Source organism: Variovorax paradoxus (assembly GCF_024734665.1).
Classification (GTDB): Bacteria; Pseudomonadota; Gammaproteobacteria; order Burkholderiales; family Burkholderiaceae_C; genus Variovorax.
The window spans coordinates 4,775,892-4,796,798 of the sequence record NZ_CP102931.1; the positions used below are offsets into that span (position 1 = coordinate 4,775,892).

General features: G+C 63.6%; 18 protein-coding genes and 1 other RNA gene. 3 read left to right on the forward strand and 16 right to left on the reverse strand.

All coding sequences use genetic code 11. From position 1 onward, the window contains the following. Positions 1-10: 10 nt before the first annotated feature. From glnL to NWF24_RS22645, 11 genes are all read right to left on the reverse strand, one after another. On the reverse strand, positions 11-1,090 hold the full coding sequence (gene glnL, locus NWF24_RS22595; protein ID WP_093050198.1) for a nitrogen regulation protein NR(II): 1,080 nt from the start codon (positions 1,088-1,090) through the stop codon (positions 11-13). Between the two features lie 2 nt (positions 1,091-1,092). Beyond that, positions 1,093-1,602 (reverse strand): hypothetical protein, encoded by a 510-nt coding sequence (locus NWF24_RS22600; RefSeq protein WP_258350504.1) that lies wholly within the window; start codon positions 1,600-1,602, stop codon positions 1,093-1,095. A 153-nt stretch (positions 1,603-1,755) separates the two neighbouring features. Next, positions 1,756-3,171 (reverse strand): type I glutamate--ammonia ligase, encoded by a 1,416-nt coding sequence (gene glnA / locus NWF24_RS22605; protein WP_093050193.1) that lies wholly within the window; start codon positions 3,169-3,171, stop codon positions 1,756-1,758. Positions 3,172-3,317: 146 nt separating this feature from the next. After that, entirely contained in the window at positions 3,318-4,118 is an 801-nt protein-coding gene (locus NWF24_RS22610) for a competence/damage-inducible protein A (RefSeq protein ID WP_258350505.1), read from the reverse strand. Next, positions 4,115-5,005 (reverse strand): EI24 domain-containing protein, encoded by an 891-nt coding sequence (locus NWF24_RS22615; RefSeq protein WP_258350507.1) that lies wholly within the window; start codon positions 5,003-5,005, stop codon positions 4,115-4,117. Before NWF24_RS22615 ends, NWF24_RS22610 begins: the two co-directional genes overlap by 4 nt. Positions 5,006-5,055: 50 nt before the next feature. After that, the gene (locus NWF24_RS22620) at positions 5,056-6,030 is read right to left on the reverse strand and encodes a sterol desaturase family protein (RefSeq protein WP_258350509.1); all 975 of its coding nucleotides are present in this window, start codon (positions 6,028-6,030) and stop codon (positions 5,056-5,058) included. Positions 6,031-6,043: 13 nt separating this feature from the next. Then, positions 6,044-6,856, reverse strand: coding sequence for a polysaccharide deacetylase family protein (locus NWF24_RS22625; RefSeq protein WP_258350510.1), 813 nt, complete (start codon positions 6,854-6,856; stop codon positions 6,044-6,046). Further along, entirely contained in the window at positions 6,840-7,850 is a 1,011-nt protein-coding gene (locus NWF24_RS22630) for a YncE family protein (protein ID WP_258350511.1), read from the reverse strand. The genes NWF24_RS22625 and NWF24_RS22630 overlap by 17 nt, the downstream gene beginning before the upstream one ends. Positions 7,851-7,932: 82 nt before the next feature. Beyond that, complete coding sequence (locus NWF24_RS22635; protein WP_258350512.1) at positions 7,933-8,682, reverse strand: pseudouridine synthase; 750 nt, start codon at positions 8,680-8,682, stop codon at positions 7,933-7,935. Between the two features lie 61 nt (positions 8,683-8,743). Further along, on the reverse strand, positions 8,744-10,480 hold the full coding sequence (gene ggt / locus NWF24_RS22640) for a gamma-glutamyltransferase (RefSeq protein WP_258350513.1): 1,737 nt from the start codon (positions 10,478-10,480) through the stop codon (positions 8,744-8,746). A gap of 53 nt (positions 10,481-10,533) precedes the next feature. Further along, on the reverse strand, positions 10,534-12,129 hold the full coding sequence (locus tag NWF24_RS22645) for a class I SAM-dependent methyltransferase (RefSeq protein WP_258350514.1): 1,596 nt from the start codon (positions 12,127-12,129) through the stop codon (positions 10,534-10,536). Between the two features lie 290 nt (positions 12,130-12,419). Here NWF24_RS22645 and NWF24_RS22650 point away from each other — a divergent pair, with 290 nt between their 5' ends. Then, the gene (locus tag NWF24_RS22650) at positions 12,420-12,731 is read left to right on the forward strand and encodes a hypothetical protein (protein WP_258350515.1); all 312 of its coding nucleotides are present in this window, start codon (positions 12,420-12,422) and stop codon (positions 12,729-12,731) included. Positions 12,732-13,238: 507 nt separating this feature from the next. Here NWF24_RS22650 and NWF24_RS22655 read toward each other — a convergent pair. From NWF24_RS22655 to ompA, 5 genes are all read right to left on the reverse strand, one after another. Beyond that, on the reverse strand, positions 13,239-14,450 hold the full coding sequence (locus tag NWF24_RS22655) for a hypothetical protein (protein WP_258350516.1): 1,212 nt from the start codon (positions 14,448-14,450) through the stop codon (positions 13,239-13,241). Positions 14,451-14,828: 378 nt separating this feature from the next. Beyond that, positions 14,829-15,213, reverse strand: a transfer-messenger RNA (tmRNA) gene (gene ssrA, locus NWF24_RS22660). Between the two features lie 12 nt (positions 15,214-15,225). After that, positions 15,226-15,894 (reverse strand): HAD family hydrolase, encoded by a 669-nt coding sequence (locus NWF24_RS22665; protein ID WP_258350517.1) that lies wholly within the window; start codon positions 15,892-15,894, stop codon positions 15,226-15,228. Then, positions 15,891-16,625, reverse strand: coding sequence for a bifunctional 2-polyprenyl-6-hydroxyphenol methylase/3-demethylubiquinol 3-O-methyltransferase UbiG (gene ubiG / locus NWF24_RS22670; protein WP_258350518.1), 735 nt, complete (start codon positions 16,623-16,625; stop codon positions 15,891-15,893). Before ubiG ends, NWF24_RS22665 begins: the two co-directional genes overlap by 4 nt. A gap of 128 nt (positions 16,626-16,753) precedes the next feature. Further along, positions 16,754-17,404 (reverse strand): outer membrane protein OmpA, encoded by a 651-nt coding sequence (ompA, locus tag NWF24_RS22675; protein WP_056510399.1) that lies wholly within the window; start codon positions 17,402-17,404, stop codon positions 16,754-16,756. A 224-nt stretch (positions 17,405-17,628) separates the two neighbouring features. Between ompA and gyrA the strand changes: the two genes are divergently transcribed. Both gyrA and NWF24_RS22685 read left to right on the forward strand, forming a co-directional pair. After that, positions 17,629-20,274, forward strand: coding sequence for a DNA gyrase subunit A (gene gyrA, locus NWF24_RS22680; protein ID WP_258350519.1), 2,646 nt, complete (start codon positions 17,629-17,631; stop codon positions 20,272-20,274). Then, on the forward strand, positions 20,271-20,864 hold the full coding sequence (locus NWF24_RS22685) for a DUF2059 domain-containing protein (protein ID WP_258350520.1): 594 nt from the start codon (positions 20,271-20,273) through the stop codon (positions 20,862-20,864). The genes gyrA and NWF24_RS22685 overlap by 4 nt, the downstream gene beginning before the upstream one ends. Positions 20,865-20,907: the final 43 nt, after the last annotated feature.

Sequence of the window (20,907 nt, forward strand, 5' to 3'; positions counted from 1 at the left end):
GGTGGCTGCGCTAGGGCAGCGGTATCAATATCTTGAAATCGGTTCGGCCCGGGACGCTGTCGCACTCGATCACGCCGTGATGCTGTTGCACAAAAGTTTGCGCGAGCGTCAATCCCAGCCCTGTCCCGCCTTCCCTGCCCGATACCAGCGGATAGAAGATGCGGTCCTTGATCGTGTCCGGCACACCCGGTCCATTGTCGATTACATGCAATTCCAGTGCCAGTCGATACCACTGCTTGTTGAAGATCACCTGACGGGCTATGCGCGTCTTGAAAGTGATCTGCGCGTCGCCGGCCGCGCGGCGCTCGGTCAGCGCCTGCGCCGCGTTGTGCGTGATGTTGAGCGTGGCCTGGATGAGCTGCTCGCGGTCGCCGCGAAACTCGGGAATGGACACGTCGAAATCGCGCTCGATGTGCAGGTCGCGCGGAAACTCCGCGAGGATGACCGAGCGCACGCGCTCGCACACCTCGTGGATGTTGACGTCGCCCACCACGTGCGGGCGGCGGTGCGGTGCCAATAGCCGGTCGACCAGCGTCTGCAGCCGGTCGGCCTCATGGATGATGACCTGGGTGTATTCGATGAGGTCGCGCGATTCGACCTCCATCTGCAGCAGCTGCGCCGCGCCGCGGATGCCGCCGAGCGGGTTCTTGATCTCATGCGCGAGATTGCGGATGAGCTCCTTGTTGGCCTGCGCCTGGTCGATGAGGCGCTCTTCGCGGTCTTGCCGCACCTGCTGCTCGAGCGGCGACATCTCGATGATGAGCTCGCCCTTCTTGTCGCCCTGCGCGAGCGTGACCTGCACAGGCATCAGCTCGTGGTTGACGCGGCGCAGGAAGGCCTCGTAGCGCAGCGTTGCAAAGTCGTTGCTGCTCGCGCCGTCGATGGCCGTGCGCAGCACCTGCGGCTCATGAAAACACGCGCCGAACTGCGAACCTTCGAGCGTGCGACGCGAGGTGCCCAGTGCGTCTTCGAGGCCTGCGTTGGCGAACAGCACGGAGCCGTTGCTGTTGACCACCGCGATCAGCGTGGACAGCAGGTCGAAGGACTGGAAGCGCGGATTGGCGCCGGTCGCCTTCTTCCCGAACACCATGACTACTGCGGCTGCTGCTTGTTCGGCAAGCGGCCGATTTCGCGGCGGATGCCGGCGATGTCACTCTCGTTGCGCGCCAGCTCAGCCTTCATTTCGGCGACGCGGTCCAGGTACTTCTGGTAGTTGCGGCCTTCGCTGCCCTGCTTCTCGGGCTCGCCGTTGTTGTATTCCTTCTGCAGCTCGGCCTGGCGCGCCTCGGCCTTCTTGAGTTCGGCCTCGAGCACCGAACGGGCCTCGCCGTCACGGGCACGCTGGTCGACACCTTCGACACGCGGACTGCCCGCCGGTGCGCGCGCCGCCGAGGAGCCGCCGGACGACGCGGAGCCACCGCCCGAAGACTTGGTACCTTGCACAACCGTGACGTTGCCGCCTTCCATGACTTTGCAGCCCTTCTGCTGGGCGATGGTGGCGTTGTTGGTGTACTCGTTGCCGCAACGCCAGACGCGTTCCTGCGCGAGCGCCGGCAGCGCGATCAATGAACCGGCCAGGAAAATGAGAGAAGCAGTCTTCATGTGTATCGGTGGAGGGCGGCGACAAAGGTGCATTTTCGTGCAATTCGATGCCACCAGTGACAAGATGTTCCACTCCATTGAAAAAGGACGGCCGTGGCCGTCCTTTTTCATTACATCCCCGCCAATGGATTGGTGAGGCTGTACTTCGCGCGATTACAGCGAGTAGTACATGTCGAACTCGACCGGGTGCGTCGCCATGCGGAAGCGCGTGACTTCCTGCATCTTCAGATCGATGTACGCATCGATGTACGCATCGGTGAACACGCCGCCCTTGGTCAGGAATGCACGGTCCTTGTCCAGGTATTCCAGGGCCTGGTCGAGGCTGTGGCAGACGGTCGGGATCAGCGCGTCTTCTTCCGGCGGCAGGTGGTACAGGTCCTTGCTGGCGGCTTCGCCCGGATGGATCTTGTTTTCCACGCCGTCGAGACCGGCCATCAGCAGCGCAGCGAAGCCCAGGTACGGGTTCATCAGCGGATCGGGGAAGCGCGCTTCGACGCGACGGCCCTTCGGGTTGGCCACGAACGGAATGCGGATCGAGGCCGAGCGGTTCTTGGCCGAGTAGGCCAGCTTCACCGGGGCTTCGAAGCCGGGAACCAGGCGCTTGTAGCTGTTGGTGCCGGGGTTCGTGATGGCGTTCAGGGCACGGGCGTGCTTGATGATGCCGCCGATGTAGTGCAGGGCGAAGTCAGACAGGCCTGCGTAGCCGTCGCCGGCGAACAGGTTCTTGCCGTCCTTCCAGACCGACTGGTGCACGTGCATGCCAGAGCCGTTGTCGCCAACGATGGGCTTGGGCATGAAGGTGGCGGTCTTGCCGTAGGCGTGGGCCACGTTGTGGATCACGTACTTCTGCAGCTGGACCCAGTCGGCGCGCTGGACCAGCGTGCTGAACTTGGTGCCGAGTTCCATCTGGCCGGCGTTGGCCACTTCATGGTGATGCACTTCGACCGGGATGCCGAGCGATTCGAGCACCAGGCACATTTCCGAGCGCATGTCCTGGAAGCTGTCGACCGGGGGAACCGGGAAGTAGCCGCCCTTGACTGCCGGACGATGGCCGGTGTTGCCGTGCTCGTATTCCTTGTCGGTGTTCCACGAGGCTTCTTCGGAGTCGATCTTCACGAAGCAGCCCGACATGTCGTTCTTCCAGCGGACGCCGTCGAACACGAAGAATTCGGGTTCCGGACCGAAGAAGGCGGTGTCGCCCAGGCCCGAAGCCTTCATGTACGCCTCGGCGCGCTTGGCGAGCGAACGCGGATCGCGCTCGTAGGCCTTGCCGTCGGCGGGGTCGATCACGTCGCAGGTCAGGATCAGCGTCGTTTCTTCGAAGAAGGGGTCGATGTTGGCGGTGTTCGGGTCGGGCATGAGTTGCATGTCCGAAGCTTCGATCCCCTTCCAGCCAGCGATGGACGAGCCGTCGAATGCGTGGCCCGAGGTGAATTTGTCTTCATCGAAAGCCGAGACCGGCACGGTCACGTGCTGCTCTTTGCCACGGGTGTCGGTGAAGCGGAAGTCGACGAACTTGACCTCGTTTTCCTTGACGAGCTTGAGTACATCGGCGACGGTCTTTGCCATCAGTTTCTCCTGAGTTGGATGGTGGTTAGGAATACAGGGACGAGGGATGCAGTTTCTGTGCCATTGTCACCTCACTCGATGAGGCTTTAGTGGCCGCCGCAAACCCCAAATGAAGGCGGAATTTCACCAAAATGGTGCGTTCAGCATCAACGCACCAATTCTGGACCAAGCTTGGCATCAAAGGTGTGCAACCCTTCGATCAGCTGGACATAGGCGGCATCGAGCCGGCCAGGGTCGCCCTTGACGCCCAGCTCGATGTGGCGGCCGTATTCGGGGTGATCGACGCTCGGCAGGCTGAACACCTTGATGCCGGCGTGGGTGGCCTCGATGGCCTGCATGAGCGGCGTCAGCGTGGCTTCCATGGCACCGAAAACGATCACCGACTTCTCGGCGACAGCATTGCGGGTAAACAGTTCGGCGTAACGGCCGTCGAGCACGGACTCGATCATCGGCCAGGCCATGACGGGAAAGCCCGGCACGAAGTGCACGTCGCCGACGCTGAAACCCGGGATCTTGTTGTACGGGTTGTAGATGAGCGTGGCGCCTTGCGGAAACACGCCCATGTTGAGCCGGTGCACGTTGTCGGAGCGGTCGGGCTCGTAGGGCACGCCCTGCTCTCGGGCGGTGTCCTGCATGCGCTCACGGATCAGCAGCTCGGCCTCGGGGTGCAGCGCCAGCGGCACGCCCAGGGCCTTGGCGGCGCACTGGCGGGTGTGGTCGTCGGGCGTGGCGCCGATGCCGCCGGTCGAGAAGACGATATCGCCCGAGGCGAAGGCGCGCGCCAGCGCGGCCGTGATGCGTGCGGGCTCGTCGCCCACGTATTCGGCCCAGCTGAGCTGCAGGCCGCGCGCGGCGAGCAGCTCGATGACCTTGGCCATGTGCTTGTCGGCCCGCTTGCCGGAAAGGATCTCGTCGCCGACGACGATGAGACCGAATGCGCGTGTCATGGTGAACCCCATTGGGAAAGAGCGGCCTTGCTGGCCTCTTCGGCTTCGAGGGCCGGTGTTGCGCCGTTGGCGGCCGATGCCTCGGCCACCGCGCGCTGGGCACGCAGCCGCGCGAGCGCATCGAGGCAGTAGTGAGCGAACCAGAGCGCCGAGAAGGCGAAGACCAGTGTGTAGATCCAGATGGCGATCGGCACCAGCACGAAGAAGGCGGCGGCGAACAGCAGGCCCGATGCCCAGACGATGCTGGGCGCCGCGCCCAGGTAGCCGCACAGCACGCCGATGCACAGCAGCGGCAGCCGGTGCGCACGCAACAGCGCGGCGCGCTCCTCGGGGCTGGCGTGCTCGGCCAGCGCATCGAAGCTCATCACGCGGTAGGTGAGCCAGCCCCAGATCAGCGGCGGCAGGATCAGCACCAGCGGCGGAATGAGCCACAGCGGCATCGACACCACGAGGGCGATCAGCGCCAGGATGGTGACGCCGAGCGAACGCGCGACGCTGCCGAGGAACGACGCGCCCTTTTTCTGTTCGAGCGAGGGAAAGCGCCGCTCGCCCACGAGCTTGGTCAGCGCAGGCGCCATGAAGCCGGCCACGATCAGCAGGCAGACCACCACGATCAGCGGCGTGGCGGCGAACACCACGACCAGGGACGCCAGCGCGAAAGTGACGTCACCCGAGAAAAGACGCCCGATCCAGGCCCAGAAGCTCGACAGCAGCGGCCAGGCGTCGAGCGCGCCGCGTGTCCAGGTCACGGCGGAGTCCCAGTAGAAATAACCGAGCCCCGCGGCCAGCACCACCATCAACCCCAAAGGAAGCAGCGACAGCACGATCACGCGCGGCAGCATGCAATAGGCGACCGCGCGCCAGAAGGAGTCGAGGAGCAGGCGCATTGAGCAGCGAGGATAACGCCTCGGACACGCCGTTCAGGAGCCGGAGCCCCTCAACCGCGACCGACCATTCGCTTCAGGCCGAGCCACTGCTGGGCCCAGAAACCGCGGCCGTATTCGCGCACACGGCCATCGGCATCAGCTTCGACCTGGTCGCGGATGCCGGTCGGGTCGTAGCGGTCCTCGAAGTTGGCAGTGCGAAACAGCATGTCCCACCAAGGCAGCAGCACGCCGAAGTTGTGGCCGCCGAGCGTGCTCCTGCCGTTCGATTCGTGCCCCAGCCCGATGCTGTGGTGCAGCCGGTGGAAGCGCGGGCTGACCCACAGCCGCTCGCCGATGGCGCCAAAGCTCAGCCGCAGGTTGGCATGCTGCAGGCTTTCGCTGAGCTGCGTGAACGCGACGAAGGCGATGAACTGCCCCGGGGCCACGCCGATCAGCTGCGCCACGATGACGATCAGCGTGTCGTGGACGATGTCGTCGAGCAGGTGGTTGCGATCGTCGCTCCACATCGTCATCTGGCGCTGCGAATGGTGCAGCGAATGCAGGCCCCACCACCAGTTGAACTGATGCTGGCCGCGGTGGATCCAGTAGCCGACGAAGTCGAGCACCACAAGATAGATGGCGAAGGCGACCACCGGCACGTCGGTCACGCCGGGCCACACTTCGTCGAGGTGGAATGTGCCCCACCCCGCCGTGCGCAGGCTGCCCATCGCATCGTCGAAGAAGGGCTGCAGCGTGAAGAAGATCGCCAGCCGGAACAGGCCGAGCCGGTGAATCAGCGTGTAGAGCACGTCGATGCGGATCGCGTGGCGGTCGACCACCGGCTCCACCGATCGCCAGCGCTGCAGCGGCCCGATGATCGCCAGCAGCACCAGAATCTGGACGACGCCGACCAACAGCCAGCCGGTGGCGTCGAAGGCATCCTCGGTCCAGCCGCCGAGGCCGACGGCGTAGACCAGCGGCTGCACGGCGGCCTCGAAGAACCAGCCCTGCATGGCGGAAAAAGCGTCTGTCAGCCAATCGATCACGGCAAAAACTCGTTCAGGGGTGGGATGCGATCCAGGCGCGGAAGTCCGGGTGCTGGCGCAGCGTCTGGAAGCAGAAGCCCTTGGCCTTGAGCCCGACGATCAGCGGCTCGAGGTTGGCCGGAGCCCATGGGTCCTTGCGCGACCAGATGCCCAGATGCGCGAGCAGGATGTCGCCGGGGCGAATGGTGTCGAGCGCCTGCGTCAGCAGCTTGGCGTTGCTGAACTTCTCGCTCGGCAGCTCGTCACCGAGAAAGCCGGCTGGCGCCCAGCCCACGTACTTGTAGCCACAGCCTTCGGCGGCGGCCAGCAGCGCGGGCGAGGTCTTGCCGCCCGGCGCGCGGTACAGCGGCAGCGGTTTCTTGCCGGTGATGGCGGCCAGCCGGTCGGACGACTTGCGGATGTTGGCGCAGTACTCGGCCGTGCTCCAGGTCGACTCCTTGCCGTCCTGAGGGCCTGCCGAGGGCTTGATGCGGAAGCTCGGCGGCGTGCCCTTGACGTCGGCGCGCCAGTACGCGTGGTCATAAGTGTGCGAGCCGAATTCGTTGCCTTCTGCCGCCCTCGCCTTCCACCAAGGTGCCCAGTGGTCGTCGAGGCTGTCGCCGTCGGTCTGGGTGCGCTCGGCGGCGGCGAAGAAGGTGACGCGCACGTCCTGCCGCTTGAGCACGTCGGCCACCAGCGGGGCGACGCCCATGTGGCCGGTGTCGAAGGTCAGGTAGACGGGCTTTTCGCAGGTGGCGCCCGGTGTCGCCCCCCAGGCGACGGGAGCCACGACTCCGGCCAACGACAGCGCGAGGGCCGCGCCGATGCGGCTAGATGCGCTTGGCATGATCGAGCGTCCAGACGCCATGCGGCGAACGGCCGACATTGACCTGGCGCACAACCTTGTTGCTGGCCAGGTCGACCACGCTGAGCTTCTTGATCCAGCGCGAGGTCACGTACAGGGTCTTGCCGTCGGCCGACAGGTCCATGCAGTCGGGGCCGCCGGGCACGGGATAGGTCGCGATGACCTTCAGCGTCGCCAGGTCGATACGGCTGATGGTGTTGGCCACGCGGTTGCTCACGAACACGCTCTTGCCGTCGCCAGCCGAGCGGAAGGCGTGGGCGCCCTTGCCGGTGGGAATCTTGCCGACCAGCTTGGGCTCGGCGCCGGCCACGTCGAACACCTGCACGCCGTCGCTGCCGGTCAGGCCCACCAGCAGGGTCTTGTCGTTGTGCACGCCGAAGATGTCGGCCGGCATGGTGCCGGTGGCGGTGCGCCACTTGACCGTCTGCGTGGGCAGGTCGACGGCGATCATCTCGTCGCTGTCCTGCATCGTCACGTAGGCGATGGTGCTGGTGTTGTCGATCCAGATGTGGCTGGGCGTCTTGCCGCTGGCGATGCGCTTGGCCAGCTTCAGGTCTTTTCCGTCCCAGCGGTAGATGTCGACGTGGTTCAGGCGGTTGCCGGCCGTGACGAACCACTTCATGTCGCGCGAGAACTGCAGCTGGTACGGATCGATGATGCCGTAGACCACGCGCTGCACTTCCGCCGTGCGGGGGTTCAGGAAAGTCAGCGAATCGCCTGCCGAATTGGCCACGATGACCGACTTTTCGTCCGGCGTCATGTAGATGTGGTGCGGCTCCTTGCCAGTGGCAATGCGCTGTTTTTCCGTCCAGTCGACGGGATTGATCACGCTCACGCTGGCGTCCAGCGAGTTGAGCACGAAGATCGGGGGAGGTTCGGCCGGCACGGCGGCGGCAGCGGGAAATGCCGCCAGGGCCGTCAGACAGGAAAACAGGAAAGCCGCGAGGCGGCCGTTCGGGCGAGCAGGAAATCGCAAGGGGAGGTTCCGGGAGAGAGCTTGGCGAGATTAACGGTCGAGCCTTAGGACTGGCTGACCGTCAGGGGGCGCTTTGTTCCGCTTATTTCGGCGGTTTCGCGGGTTTGGCCGGCGCGCGCAGGGCGGCAACCTCGTCGGCCGTCAGCCAGCGCCACTGCCCCGGTGCGAGGTCGTCGGGCAGCGCCAGGTCGCCGATGCGCGAGCGATGCAGCCCCTCGACCCGGTTGCCGACCGCGGCCAGCATGCGCTTGACCTGGTGGTACTTGCCCTCGGTGAGGGTGAGCCGCAGATGCAGCGGGCTGTCCGACTCGCAGGCGGCGGCTCGAACGGGCTTCGGGTCGTCGTCGAGCACCACGCCGGCCAGCAGCTTCGCGATCTGCGCCTCGTCCACCGGGTGCTTGGCCGTCACCTCGTAGACCTTGGGCACGTGGTGCTTGGGCGAGCCCATCTTGTGGATGAACTGGCCGTCGTCGGTCAGCAGCAGCAGGCCGGTGGTGTCCTGGTCGAGCCGGCCGATGGCCTGCACGCCCTGCACCGCGCCCTTGTTGGGGCGCAGGCGCAGCGGTGACGGCAGCAGCGTATAGATGCTCGGGTAGGTCGAGGGCTTCTGCGAGCACTCGGTGCCGGCCGGCTTGTGCAGCATCAGATAGGCCTTCTCGTGGTACGCCCACGCGGTGCCCTGAACCGTGTAGTGAAGGCCCTCGGGGTCGAGATCGGCAAAGGGGTCGGTCACCGCCTGGCCCTCGATGGTCACGTGGCCTTGCTGGACGAGGCCCGCGCACACGCGCCGCGTGCCGAAGCCTTGGGTATAGAGGATGTCTTGCAGGTGCATGAAAAATGAAAAAAGCGGCCGCGCCGACAAGGGCACGACCGCCTTCTAGTTTGCCGCAGGATCAGTAGCCTGCCGCCAGGCCTGTGTTGCGGCGCGGGTCGTTGGCGCCGTAGAAGCGGTTGTTGCCGACCGGCTTGCCGCCCAGCGACGGCGCGCCGACGATGATCGCCGCAAGGTGGTTGGCCGGCTGCGGCACACCCAGGTTGTGGCCCATGTCGGTCAGGATCTTGCGCGTGTCGGGGCTCAGCGCGAAGGTCTCGACGTTAGTGACGTCAGGCAGCCATTGCTGGTGGAAGCGCGGTGCATCCACTGCTTCCTGCACGTTCATGCCGTAGTCGACCACGTTCAGGATGGTGTGCAGCACAGCCGTGATGATGCGGCTGCCGCCGGGCGTGCCGACCACGAACACCGGCTTGCCGTCCTTCGACACGATGGTCGGGCTCATCGAGCTCAGTGGACGCTTGCCCGGGGCGATGGCGTTGGCCTCGCCCTGCACCAGGCCGTACATGTTCGGCACGCCGATCTTCGAGGTGAAGTCGTCCATCTCGTTGTTCAGCAGCACACCCGTCTTGGCGGCCGTGACCTTGGCGCCGAACCAGTCGTTCAGCGTGTAGGTCACGGAGACGGCATTGCCCCACTGGTCGGTGATCGAGTAGTGGGTGGTGTTGCTGCCTTCATGCGGCGCGACGCCGGGCTTGATGTCCTTGGAGACGCCGGCCTTCTTCGGATCGATGACGGCGCGGATTTTCTCGGCATAGCCCTTGTCGAGCAGGCGGTCGAGCGGGTTCTTCACGAAGTCGGGGTCGCCCAGGTAGCTGTTGCGGTCCACGTAGGCGTGGCGCATGGCTTCGATCTGGTAGTGCACCGACTGGGCCGAGCGGAAGCCCAGGTCCTTGAGCGGGTAGCCCTCGAGGATGTTGAGCATTTCGCAGATGATCACGCCGCCCGAGCTGGGAGGTGGCGCCGACACCACGCGGTAGCCGCGGTAGTCGCACTCGACGGGCGCGAGTTCGCGCGTCTTGTACTGGTCGAGGTCGGCCTGGGTGATGATGCCCTTGCCGGCCTGGCTCGACGCCACGATGGCCTGGCCCACCCAGCCCTTGTAGAAGCCGTCGGGCCCCTTCGCACTGATTTCCTTCAGCGTCTTCGCCAAGTCTTTCTGCACCAGCTTCTGGCCGACCTGGAAGGGCTGCCCCTTGTTCAGGAAGATCGCGCCGGAGACCGGGTCTTTCTGGAAATCGGCGGTGGAGGTCCACAGCATGTCGATGTCGCCCTGCTCCAGCGCGAAGCCCTTGTCGGCCAGCTGGATCGAGGGGGCGATGAGGTCTGCGCGCTTCATGGTGCCGTACTTCTCGCGCGCGTATTCCATGCCCGAGACGGAGCCGGGTACGCCCACGGCGAGGTGGCCGTTGGTGCTCAGGCCCTTGATGACGTTGCCGTCCTTGTCGAGGTACATGTTGGCCGTGGCGGCCAGCGGTGCCTTCTCGCGGAAGTCGAGGAAGGTCTTGCGCCCGTCGGCCAACTGCACGGTCATGAAGCCGCCGCCGCCGAGGTTGCCGGCAGCGGGGTACACCACCGCGAGCGCATAGCCCACGGCCACAGCCGCGTCGACGGCATTGCCGCCGCGCTTGAGCACGTCGACGCCGACCTTGCTCGCCAGGTGCTGCGCGCTCACGACCATGCCGTGCTCGGCCGCGACGGGCGCCACCGATGCGGCATTCGACGCGCCGGCGGCCGCCAGCGCGAGCACCGCCGCGACGGCGGCGCGCAGCTTCGGGGTCCAGTGAATTGGTTGCATGCAGGTATCTCCTCTTTGAGTGTGTTGAAGAAAAACGGTGATGTACGTACGGGTCAGCCCGTGAGCAGCGCCTTGCGGCGCAGGGCGTCGAGCGCCAGCGCGACCTGCTGGCGGGCGAACTCCCTGACTGCCGACGGGTCGGTCAGCGGCTTGTCGTCCTTGACGAAGCGCAGGCGATCGCTTCGAACCTCGGCTTCGAGGTGCTCCACCAGCGCGTCGTGCGAGTGCGTGCCGTCGAGCAGCGGCAGCAGGCTTTGTTCAAGCAGCGTCAGCACCACGGGTTCGTGCCACTGGTTGCAGGTGTTGGCGGTGGCACCGACGCCCGACGCAAGACCCGAAGCGCCTCGCACCGCGGGCAGCGCTTGCGGCAAACCGGACACCACGTCGGCCGCGGACACCGGCGTACGCCGGATGCGCAGGGCGCCGAGGATCAGCAGCTCCTCGAGCATGGCCATCACGGCCGGCTCGATGGCGGCCTGCGGCTGCCCAGTGAGCCCGGAGGCGGCCTCGATGAGGGCCGACGCAGAGATCGATGCCGGATAACGCGTATCGAGCAGCTGCGCCACCGCCTTGTGCGCGGGCAACCGCAGCGTGACCTTCAGGCCCCGCATGGCGGTGCACGGCTGCTCGCGAGCATCGAGCGCGAGCGCCCCACCGTCGTCGGCCCTGAAGATGCCGGCGAATTCGAGCGAGCGGATGCGTGCGGGGTCGAGCTTGTAGCGGATGTGTGCGGCTTGCGTCTGCTTCACCAGCAGGGTCTGGCGGAAGGTGCGGTTGACCAGGAAGTCGAGGTACTGCTCCATCATGACCTGGCTGCCACCGCATTCACGCAGCAGCGGGTCGCGCACCTTGTCGCCGTAGTTCTGCACGAACATCGTCGACGGCTCCGCGTCGCACAGGTAGGCAAGGCCGTGGGCATCCGCGCGCGCCACGAACTCCTTGAAATAGCACGGCGCATTGCAGGGCTCGAGGAACTCGTGCAGCAGGTACGAACTGTTGGCATTGCGCACGATCGGCATCGCCTCTTCAAGCGTCTTCTTGAGCACGCTGTCGGCGCGGGCCGACTGCTCGAGAAAGTCGAGCATGCCGCGTGCGTAGGCCAGCTTTTCTTCGGGCGTGTCGCGCGGACCGCCGCGCAGGATCATCGCGTCGCGCACGATCTCGCGCGCCTTCCAGCCGGGGTACACGTTGTAGCTCACGTAGGCCACGCCGTTGGGCGCGAGATTTTCGGAGCAGATGCGCAGGATCGCGTCCTGCACCGGACCCGGCACCCAGCTGTAGACGCCGTGGCAGACGATGTAGTCGAACTGGCCGAACGAAGCGTCGATGTCCGCAAGGTTGAAGGCCTTGAGCTCGATATTCGACAGCCCGGCGCGCCCGATGGCCGCCGTACCTTGCGCCACCTGCACCGGCGACAGGTCGATGCCGATCGCACGCGCCTCGGGATGGCGTGCAGCGAAGGGAATCAGGTTGCCGCCGGCCGCGCAGCCGAGCTCCAGCACACGGGCTTTTGCGGGAGGTGGAGCATCGAGCCCGAAGAGAAATGCCAGGGCTTCCAGATGCTCCATCGCTGACTGTGGAAACGGATGCGAGTCATAGGGCACCGTGTCGTAATAGCTGGTCAACTCGGAAGTCAGGGAATCCGGCACGGGCGTCCTTATCGGGATCTGGGCAGGCAGCTGGAAACTGCAGTGACTGCAATGTGACAGTGCTGGCCGACTATAGCCCCGCGTTCGGGCGAAAAAAAGCGGGCTTGCGCAGGGCCTCGCGCGCGGCGCATAAAAAAAGCCCAGCTGTGAGGCTGGGCTTGAAAGCCTATCTGCTTGGCATGCATCAAGGCCCCCGCACAGGTTGACCAGCGGGGGACGGTTTACCCGTCAAGGAGAAATTCGGATGGATGGAAAAAACGATGTGTTCATGGGCATAGTCTACTGTATATTTGTACAGTCTTTTAACAAAGGATGCCGCCATATCTCTGCCCGAGGAAACAACCACCCCGCCCAATCATGCGCTCAAGGAAGCGCTGGCCTGGATCTCGAAGTTCGCGCATGCATGGAAAGCCATCGAGCCTTCTCCGAAGAGCCTCAGCATCGACGGCTTCATCATCTGGGGGCCCGTGCTCTACGAAAAGCACAAAGGCGAAGATCCGGTGCAACTGGCGCGGCAATTGTTCGGCCAGTCCGGTAAGTACTTCAAGTATCTCTATCCCGACCGTGGGCGAAGCTCAAACGATCCCGGTGGTCTTACTTAGAATGCCCCGATGAATTGGCGCACACTGCTTCCGCTTGCCCTGGTCCTCACCGGCTGCTCGACCCCACCCAACGAGGTGACGCAAGTTCGCGAAGGCGTACTGCGTGCCATGACCTACGTCCAGGCTGCGGACTATTGCGATGCGCGAAGCAAGACGCCGCGTTGGCTTGGCAAGGCGCCTGCGGAGCAGGGGGTTTTGTTCCAGTGTTACTGAGCTTCGGCGACTGATTGCGCAGAGATCGGCGGCTGCACTCAAGCTTGTATGAGTTGGAGGCCTGGATCGCCGAAGGCGGGGGAAGAAACGTACAGCGGCGGCACGAGTCGGGCAGACCTCTTGTTCAGTGAAGCCAGCGTTGAGGAATATGGTGGAGTTGAGGAGATTTGACCCCCTCGAAATTGACCGCCGCCTTTGTCCATGCGGGTTTCGAATTTGACGGCGCGATTCGTGTGAGAAACGAGTGAACTTCAGTGCGCCAGACAGGCCGCCCCCGCTAGGACAACACCACCGTCAAAAAACCAGCCGTGAGTAGTGCGTCAACGTGTTGACGCCATTCAGAGTAATGAAGGGGGCGAGCCTGACGGCATTCTCAGCGACAGCCGCAGCACTACCAACCCAGGTGCCAGGATTGTTCTGCTGTGCCAGCCACAGCGCGCCCCAAATATCGATGACAAAACCGCCCATCATCTCTAACCGATCAAAATCGGCCATGGTGGTTAACGTGCCGTGAGGTGCAGTCCCCAGTGCGATGTTGTCTGGACGGTTGATGGCGACCCACCAGTGCGTGATTTCACCGGCGTTACCGCGTTGATGATAGACGTCGATTGAACGGATGGGACACGAGAGCGCGCCCTGCAAGGCGATGCGATGCGTGACGATACAGTGCACCGCCAGCGCCGCAGAAGAATGACAGAAGAGACCCTTTCGCGGGTCTGCGAGAGCTGGGTGCCAAGCGCGCCAATTGTTGATCCGAAATCGAGCGACACCTTGAAGCGTTGGCCAAGCATTCAGACGGCCGAGTTCACTTGCGCCGGCATTGTCCCAGTCAGCAATCGTTGTATGGCCAGGGCGGAACGCCCGCACAAAGCCGGAGGACAAGATGCCTTCTTCCTCGAGGACGGCGATGTGGGGAGCGTATAGGCCGAACGCTGCGTTATTGGCGTCGTCGTAGAGCTCCGCGCATATAGTGCGCGTCCGCCAGTTCAACAAGTCCAACTGGTTGGCCACATTGGCCATCAACGTATCTCTATCCAAAAGGAACTGACGGTAGGCATCTATTTGTGCCTTCAGGTTCGTGACGCTCGCGCCACGCACCGAATTAATGACACCGGTTCCCACGTTGTATCGACCCGCCTTGGCGGTGAGCCATGTTTGCATTCTTAGCGTGAGGGTGAGCCAGTTCGCCCGGCTTGGGACTTGGTCAAAGGCTGTGAGCGCACCATCCACCCCACTCAACTCGTTGCTTCGCGCATAGGTCCCGCTGATTAGCCCACGCATGTAGCGGTAGTTGGCCGCGCTTGCACCAGCGAAACCAGCCGGGGTGGGCAACACGGTGTATGTATTGGGGCCGAACGTCATATCCATCGTACATATTTTTACGCCCTTGCCCTCCAACCGCATCGCGCAATCGTGGTATTGCCTGCACATCCACAGGCCTGTCGTCGAGGGCGAGGAGAAAGGTACGAAGACATGCGCTACCGTGCGCACCGTCTTGCTGCTCACGGCCCGCCAGGCGCTTGAGGGTCAACGGCAAACATATTGAGAAAGCCGACGGCCAGTCTTCATGAACCCGCGCAATGACAAGAAATGGGCCGACCAATACCGGGCGTACATCGCCAAGCTGCCCGGCCGCAAGACGACCGAAATAGCGAGCCGGAATTACGGCCGGTGAGTCGAGCAAAGTGTCACTCTGGGCTTTGGCCGACCGCAGGTAAAGTACGGTCGGGAGCATCTGCCTGGTCTGCCGGAGGTCGGCGACGCGTGCGATTCAGGTGCGAATCGCGTGTGAGAAGTGTGTGAATCTCGAGACGATGAGTGACGGTCCGAGACGGAGAGCCTTTTCGTAAGTCCTTGATTTAATTGGACTTGGCTCTAGAAATTTGGTGGAGCTGGGGGGATTTGAACCCCCGTCCGCAAGCCTTCATCGCGCAGTTCTACATGTTTAGTGATCTGATTTAAGTCTCGCTTCCGGAGTCGCGCAGTCACACGCTAAACCGGACGCCAGCACCCTATTTTCTCGCCCCGACCCAAGGTACCCGGATCGGAGCCAGCCCATGTAATTATCCTTGCAGCCGGGAGGTCAGGATTGCTCCAGACCCCCTTGCCCAGCCCATCGGCCAACTGTTGCAAGGCTCACTGGCAATTAAGCAGCGAGTGCGAAACGTTCGTCGTTTGCAGTTAGTTTGTTTGAATCTGTTTTACGAGCGCATTCAGCTCGACATGCCCCGCTGCGACTCCGAACCCACGTCGAAACCAGTGCAGCCCCAAGCGACTCATTTTAGGCGCTATTGAGCAACTTCAAGAGCTCAAGGGGCGAAGAGATTGAAGCATCGGCCTGCCAGAGCGCCGAATCGGCCTGTGTACCCATGTAGCCGTAGGTGGCTGCGACCGTGCGCATGCCTGCAGCGCGGCCCGCGACGATGTCGCGCTCGTCGTCACCAACGTAGATGCACGCCTGCGAAGCCACGCCAAGCCGGCGCGCAGCCTCGTGCAAGGGCTCGGGATGCGGCTTGGCAAACGGCGTGGTGTCGCCGCTCACCACCGCGCCCGCACTCGCGAAAAGTGGAATGGCGCGCGTCAGCGGATCGGTGAAGCGCATCGATTTGTTGGTGACGACACCCCACAAGAGGCCGCGCTCGCGCAGCGCCTCGATGAGCGCCTGGATGCCATCGAACACCTGCGTGTTGAGCAGCATGCGGCGCTCATAAGTCACGAAGAACTCTTCGCGCAACTCAGGAAACTCCGGCGACTCGGGCGTGATGCCGAATGCCACACCCAACATGCCGCGCGCGCCCGCACCGGCCATAGGACGGTAGCGCTCCAGCGGGTACGAATCAAGGCCGCGATCAGTGCGCATCTTGTCGGCTGCGGCGCCCAGATCGGGCGCGCTGTCGATCAGCGTGCCGTCGAGGTCGAACAGCACGGCTTTCGTCTCGACGCCCATCATCCGTGCGATCCCGACTTCAGTTCGGCCGGCTTCTGCGTGGCGAACATGTAGTTGACGCTGGTGTCGCCGCTGAGCCAATAGCGCCGGGTCAGGGGGTTGTGCTCCATGCCGCGGGTGTGCCGCAGGTCCAGACCCGCTGCTCGGCAGTATCCAGCCAACTCGCTGGGCCGGATCAGCTTCGCATATTCATGAGTCCCACGCGGCAGCATGCCGAGGACATACTCGGCGCCCACGATCGCCAGCATGAAGGACTTCAGGCTGCGGTTGATCGTCGAGAAGAACACCCAACCACCCGGCTTGACCAGCGTGGCACAGGCCTGGATCACCGAGGCCGGCTGCGGCACGTGCTCGAGCATCTCCATGCAGGTGACGACGTCGAAGCTGCCCGGCTGCTCGGCAGCCAGCGCCTCTGCGCTGATCTCACGGTACTTCACGCCGCGGGTGCCGGCCTCGAGCGCATGCAACTGCGCAACCTTGAGCGCCTTGCCCGCGAGGTCGATACCCAGCACGTCGGCCCCCTTGCGTGCCATCGAATCGGCCAGGATGCCGCCGCCGCAGCCGATATCGAGTACGCGGCGCTGCGAAATAGGTGCAATACCGTCAATCCATTCCAGGCGCAATGGATTGATTTCATGCAGCGGGCGGAATTCGCTTTCCAAATCCCACCAGCGATGCGCGAGCTCTGAAAACTTGGCCAGTTCGGCCGGATCCGCATTCACGTTTTCTGTCATGCAGCGATTATGAAACGAGCAATGTCCGATAAACACTGCTCGGGCTTTACCAAAGATCAATCGCAAATTCGACAGCCATAAAAAAACCCCGCCGAGGCGGGGTTTTCATGATCGATGGAATCGATTGATTAGTTGGCGCGGGTGCCGACCACTTCGATTTCCACGCGACGGTTCTTGGCGCGACCTTCCTTGGTGCGGTTGTCAGCCACTGGCTGCTTCTCGCCCTTGCCTTCGGTGTAGACGCGGTTGCGTTCGATGCCCTTCGAGACCAGGAAGGCCTTGACGGCTTCGGCGCGACGCACCGACAGACGCTGGTTGTAGGCGTCCGTACCGATCGAGTCGGTATGGCCCACAGCGATGATGACTTCGAGGTTGACGCCACGGATCTTCTCGACCAGATCGGTCAGCTTGGCGCGACCTTCAGGCTTCAGAACCGACTTGTCGAAGTCGAAGAATGCGTCGGCAGCGAAGGTCACCTTGTTAGCGGCGACTTGCGGTGCAGCCGGTGCAGCCGGAGCAGCGGGGGTCGGAGCAGCAGCAGCCGGAGCAGCAGGAACCAGAGCACCGTCGCAACCAGCGGCAGCCGTAGCCGGCGTCCAGTTGGCATCGCGCCAGCACAGTTCATTCGTGCCGTTCTTCCAGACCAGTTCGCCGGTGCCGTTTTGCCAGTTGTCGATCGTAGGACCGCCGTCCGCAGCGGTGACACGGGTCTGCGCGCCGGCGGCAGTGGCGAGCGCAGCGACTGCAAACATCATCGCCACTTTATTCAGTTTCTTCATGGTTCTCCTCTTGGGGAAAAAGCCGCAGCCGCGCTGCGAATCAAGGACGCTTTAAGTGACCACCACCCAAAACGTTGAGGCGATTGTGCCATAGGGTCTTTGGCAAACAGGCCGCTGGACGGCCCCGAAGCGTAGGACGGAGGCGGAATAGGCACCTTGTGTTGCGGCGGTGCGACACCCCTCACAGCGTAAAATTTCGCCTTCCTGCCGCCAGCCCCTCGCTCATGACCTCCTTCGCAAAAGAAACCCTGCCCATCAGTCTCGAAGAGGAAATGCGCAGCAGCTATCTCGACTACGCCATGAGCGTGATCGTGGGCCGAGCGCTTCCCGATGCCCGCGACGGCCTCAAGCCTGTGCACCGCCGCGTGCTGTACGCGATGCACGAGCTCAACAACGACTGGAACCGGCCATACAAGAAGTCGGCCCGTATCGTCGGCGACGTCATCGGTAAGTACCACCCGCACGGCGACCAGTCGGTCTACGACACCATCGTGCGCCTGGCCCAGGACTTCTCGATGCGCCACATGCTGGTCGATGGCCAGGGCAACTTCGGGTCGGTCGATGGAGACAACGCGGCCGCAATGCGGTATACGGAAATCCGGCTGGCCAAAATTGCGCACGAAATGCTGGCCGATATCGACAAGGAAACTGTCGACTTTCAGGACAATTACGACGGCTCCGAAAAAGAGCCGAAAGTGCTGCCGAGCCAACTGCCGAATTTGCTGGTCAATGGCTCCGGCGGTATTGCGGTCGGCATGGCCACCAATATTCCGCCGCACAACCTGAATGAGGTTGTCGACGCCTGCCTGCACCTGCTGCGCAACCCCGAAGCCAGCATCGACGAGCTGATGGAAATCGTGCCGGCGCCCGACTTCCCCACCGCCGGCATCATCTACGGCATCAACGGCGTGAAGGACGGCTACCGCACCGGCCGCGGCAAGGTCGTTATGCGCGCCAAGTGCCACTTCGAGGACATCGACCGCGGCCAGCGCCAGGCGATCATCGTCGACGAGCTCCCCTACCAGGTCAACAAGAAGACGCTGCAGGAGCGCATGGCCGAGCTGGTGCACGAGAAGAAGATCGAGGGCATCAGCCACATCCAGGACGAGTCCGACAAGTCGGGCATGCGTCTGGTGATCGAGCTCAAGCGCGGCGAAGTGCCCGAGGTGGTGCTCAACAACCTCTACAAGCAGACGCAGCTGCAGGACACCTTCGGCATCAACATGGTGGCGCTGGTCGATGGCCAGCCCAAGCTGTGCAACCTGAAGGACCTGATCCAGGTCTTCCTGCAGCACCGCCGCGAAGTGGTCACGCGCCGCACCGTCTTCACGCTGCGCAAGGCCCGCGAACGCGGCCATGTGCTTGAAGGCCTCGCGGTGGCACTGGCCAACATCGACGAGTTCATTCGCATCATCCGTGAATCGCCGACACCGCCCGTCGCCAAGGCCGAGCTGATGACCCGCAGCTGGGACAGCAAACTGGTGCGAGAAATGCTCACGCGCACGCGCGCCGACGGTGGCGTGATCAACGCCGACGACTACCGCCCCGAAGGCCTCGAGCGCAATTTCGGCATGGGCGGCGACGGCCTCTATCGCCTGTCGGAAACGCAAGCCCAGGAAATCCTGCAGATGCGCCTGCAGCGCCTGACCGGCCTCGAGCAGGACAAGATCGTGGCCGAGTACAAGGACGTGATGGCCGAGATCGACGACCTGCTCGACATCCTGGCCAAGCCCGAGCGCGTCTCGACCATCATTGGCGACGAACTCGGCACCATCAAGCAGGAGTTCGGCCAGTCGAAGGTCGGCGCGCGCCGCAGCCTGGTGGAGCACAGCGCCTACGACCTATCGACCGAAGACCTGATCACGCCGACCGACATGGTGGTCACGCTCTCGCACAGTGGCTACATCAAGAGCCAGCCGCTGGGCGAATACCGCGCACAAAAACGCGGCGGCCGCGGCAAGCAGGCCACCGCCACCAAGGACGACGACTGGATCGACCAGCTCTTCATCGCCAACACGCACGACTACATCCTGTGCTTCTCCAATCGCGGCCGGCTGTACTGGCTCAAGGTGTGGGAAGTGCCGGCGGGTTCGCGCGGCTCGCGCGGGCGCCCCATCGTCAACATGTTCCCGCTGCAGGAAGGCGAAAAGATCAACGTCGCGCTCGCGCTGACGGGTGAAAAGCGTAACTTCCCGGCCGACCAGTACGTGTTCATGTCGACTTCGATGGGCACAGTCAAGAAGACCGCGCTCGACGAGTTCAACAACCCGCGCAAGGGCGGCATCATTGCCGTGAACCTCGATGAAGGCGACTACCTGATCGGCGCTGCGCTGACCGACGGCAAGCACGACGTGATGCTCTTCAGCGATGGCGGCAAGGCCGTGCGCTTCGACGAGGAAGACGTCCGCCCATTGGGCCGCAATGCGCGCGGCGTGCGCGGCATGTCGCTCGACCCCGGACAGGGCGTGATCGCCATGCTGGTGGCCGAAGATGAGCAGCAAAGCGTGCTCACCGCCACGGAAAATGGTTACGGAAAGCGAACAAGCATTACGGAATACACCCGCCATGGCCGGGGAACCAAAGGCATGATCGCCATTCAACAGAGTGAGCGCAACGGCAAGGTCGTTGCCGCCACTCTCGTGCATGCGGATGATGAGATCATGCTCATCACCGACAAGGGCGTGCTGGTGCGCACCCGGGTTGCCGAAATTCGTGAGCTTGGTCGCGCGACGCAAGGCGTTACGCTGATCGGACTCGACGAAGGCGCCAAACTCAGCGGGCTACAACGTATCGTCGAAAACGACGCGAACGGCGAAAGCGAGCCTGACGCGGACGATACTTCCTCATCTTCAACGGAGAATCCTCAGTGAAAAAAATCAAACTCGCACTTCTGACGGTCGCCCTGGCAAGCAGTTCGATGGCCGCCATGGCCCAGGACAAGGCCACGCTCATCAAGCAGTTCATCGACATCCAGCGCCCCGGCATCGAATCGCTGGCACGCGGTCTGGTCGAGCAATCGAGCGCTCCGATCGCACAAGCGGGTTCGCAGTACCTGCAGACGCAAGTGCCTGAAGCCAAGCGCGAAGCCGCCGCCAAGGCTGCCGACGCCGAGCTGAAGAAGTACTTCGACGAGACCTACCCCATCGTTCGCGACAAGGCCGTTCAACTGGCCCCGGGCGCCCTCACCCCGCTGATGGAGCAGAACTTCAACGAAGACGAGCTCAAGCAACTGCTGGCCTGGATCAACTCGCCCCTGAGCAAGAAGTACCAGGACCTGAACCCGAAGATGCAGACCGCACTGACGGAAAAGCTCGTGGCCGACACGCGCGCCACAGTCGAACCCAAGATGCGCGCACTCGACACCGCAGTTGCCAAGGCACTCGGCGCACCGACCGATGGCGCAGCCCCCCAAGGCTCCGCTCCCGCCAAGGCACCTGCCAAGGCCCCAGCCAAGAAGTAAAAGCAACGTGACCCAGCAGCAGACGCCGGCCGGCAAGCGCCCC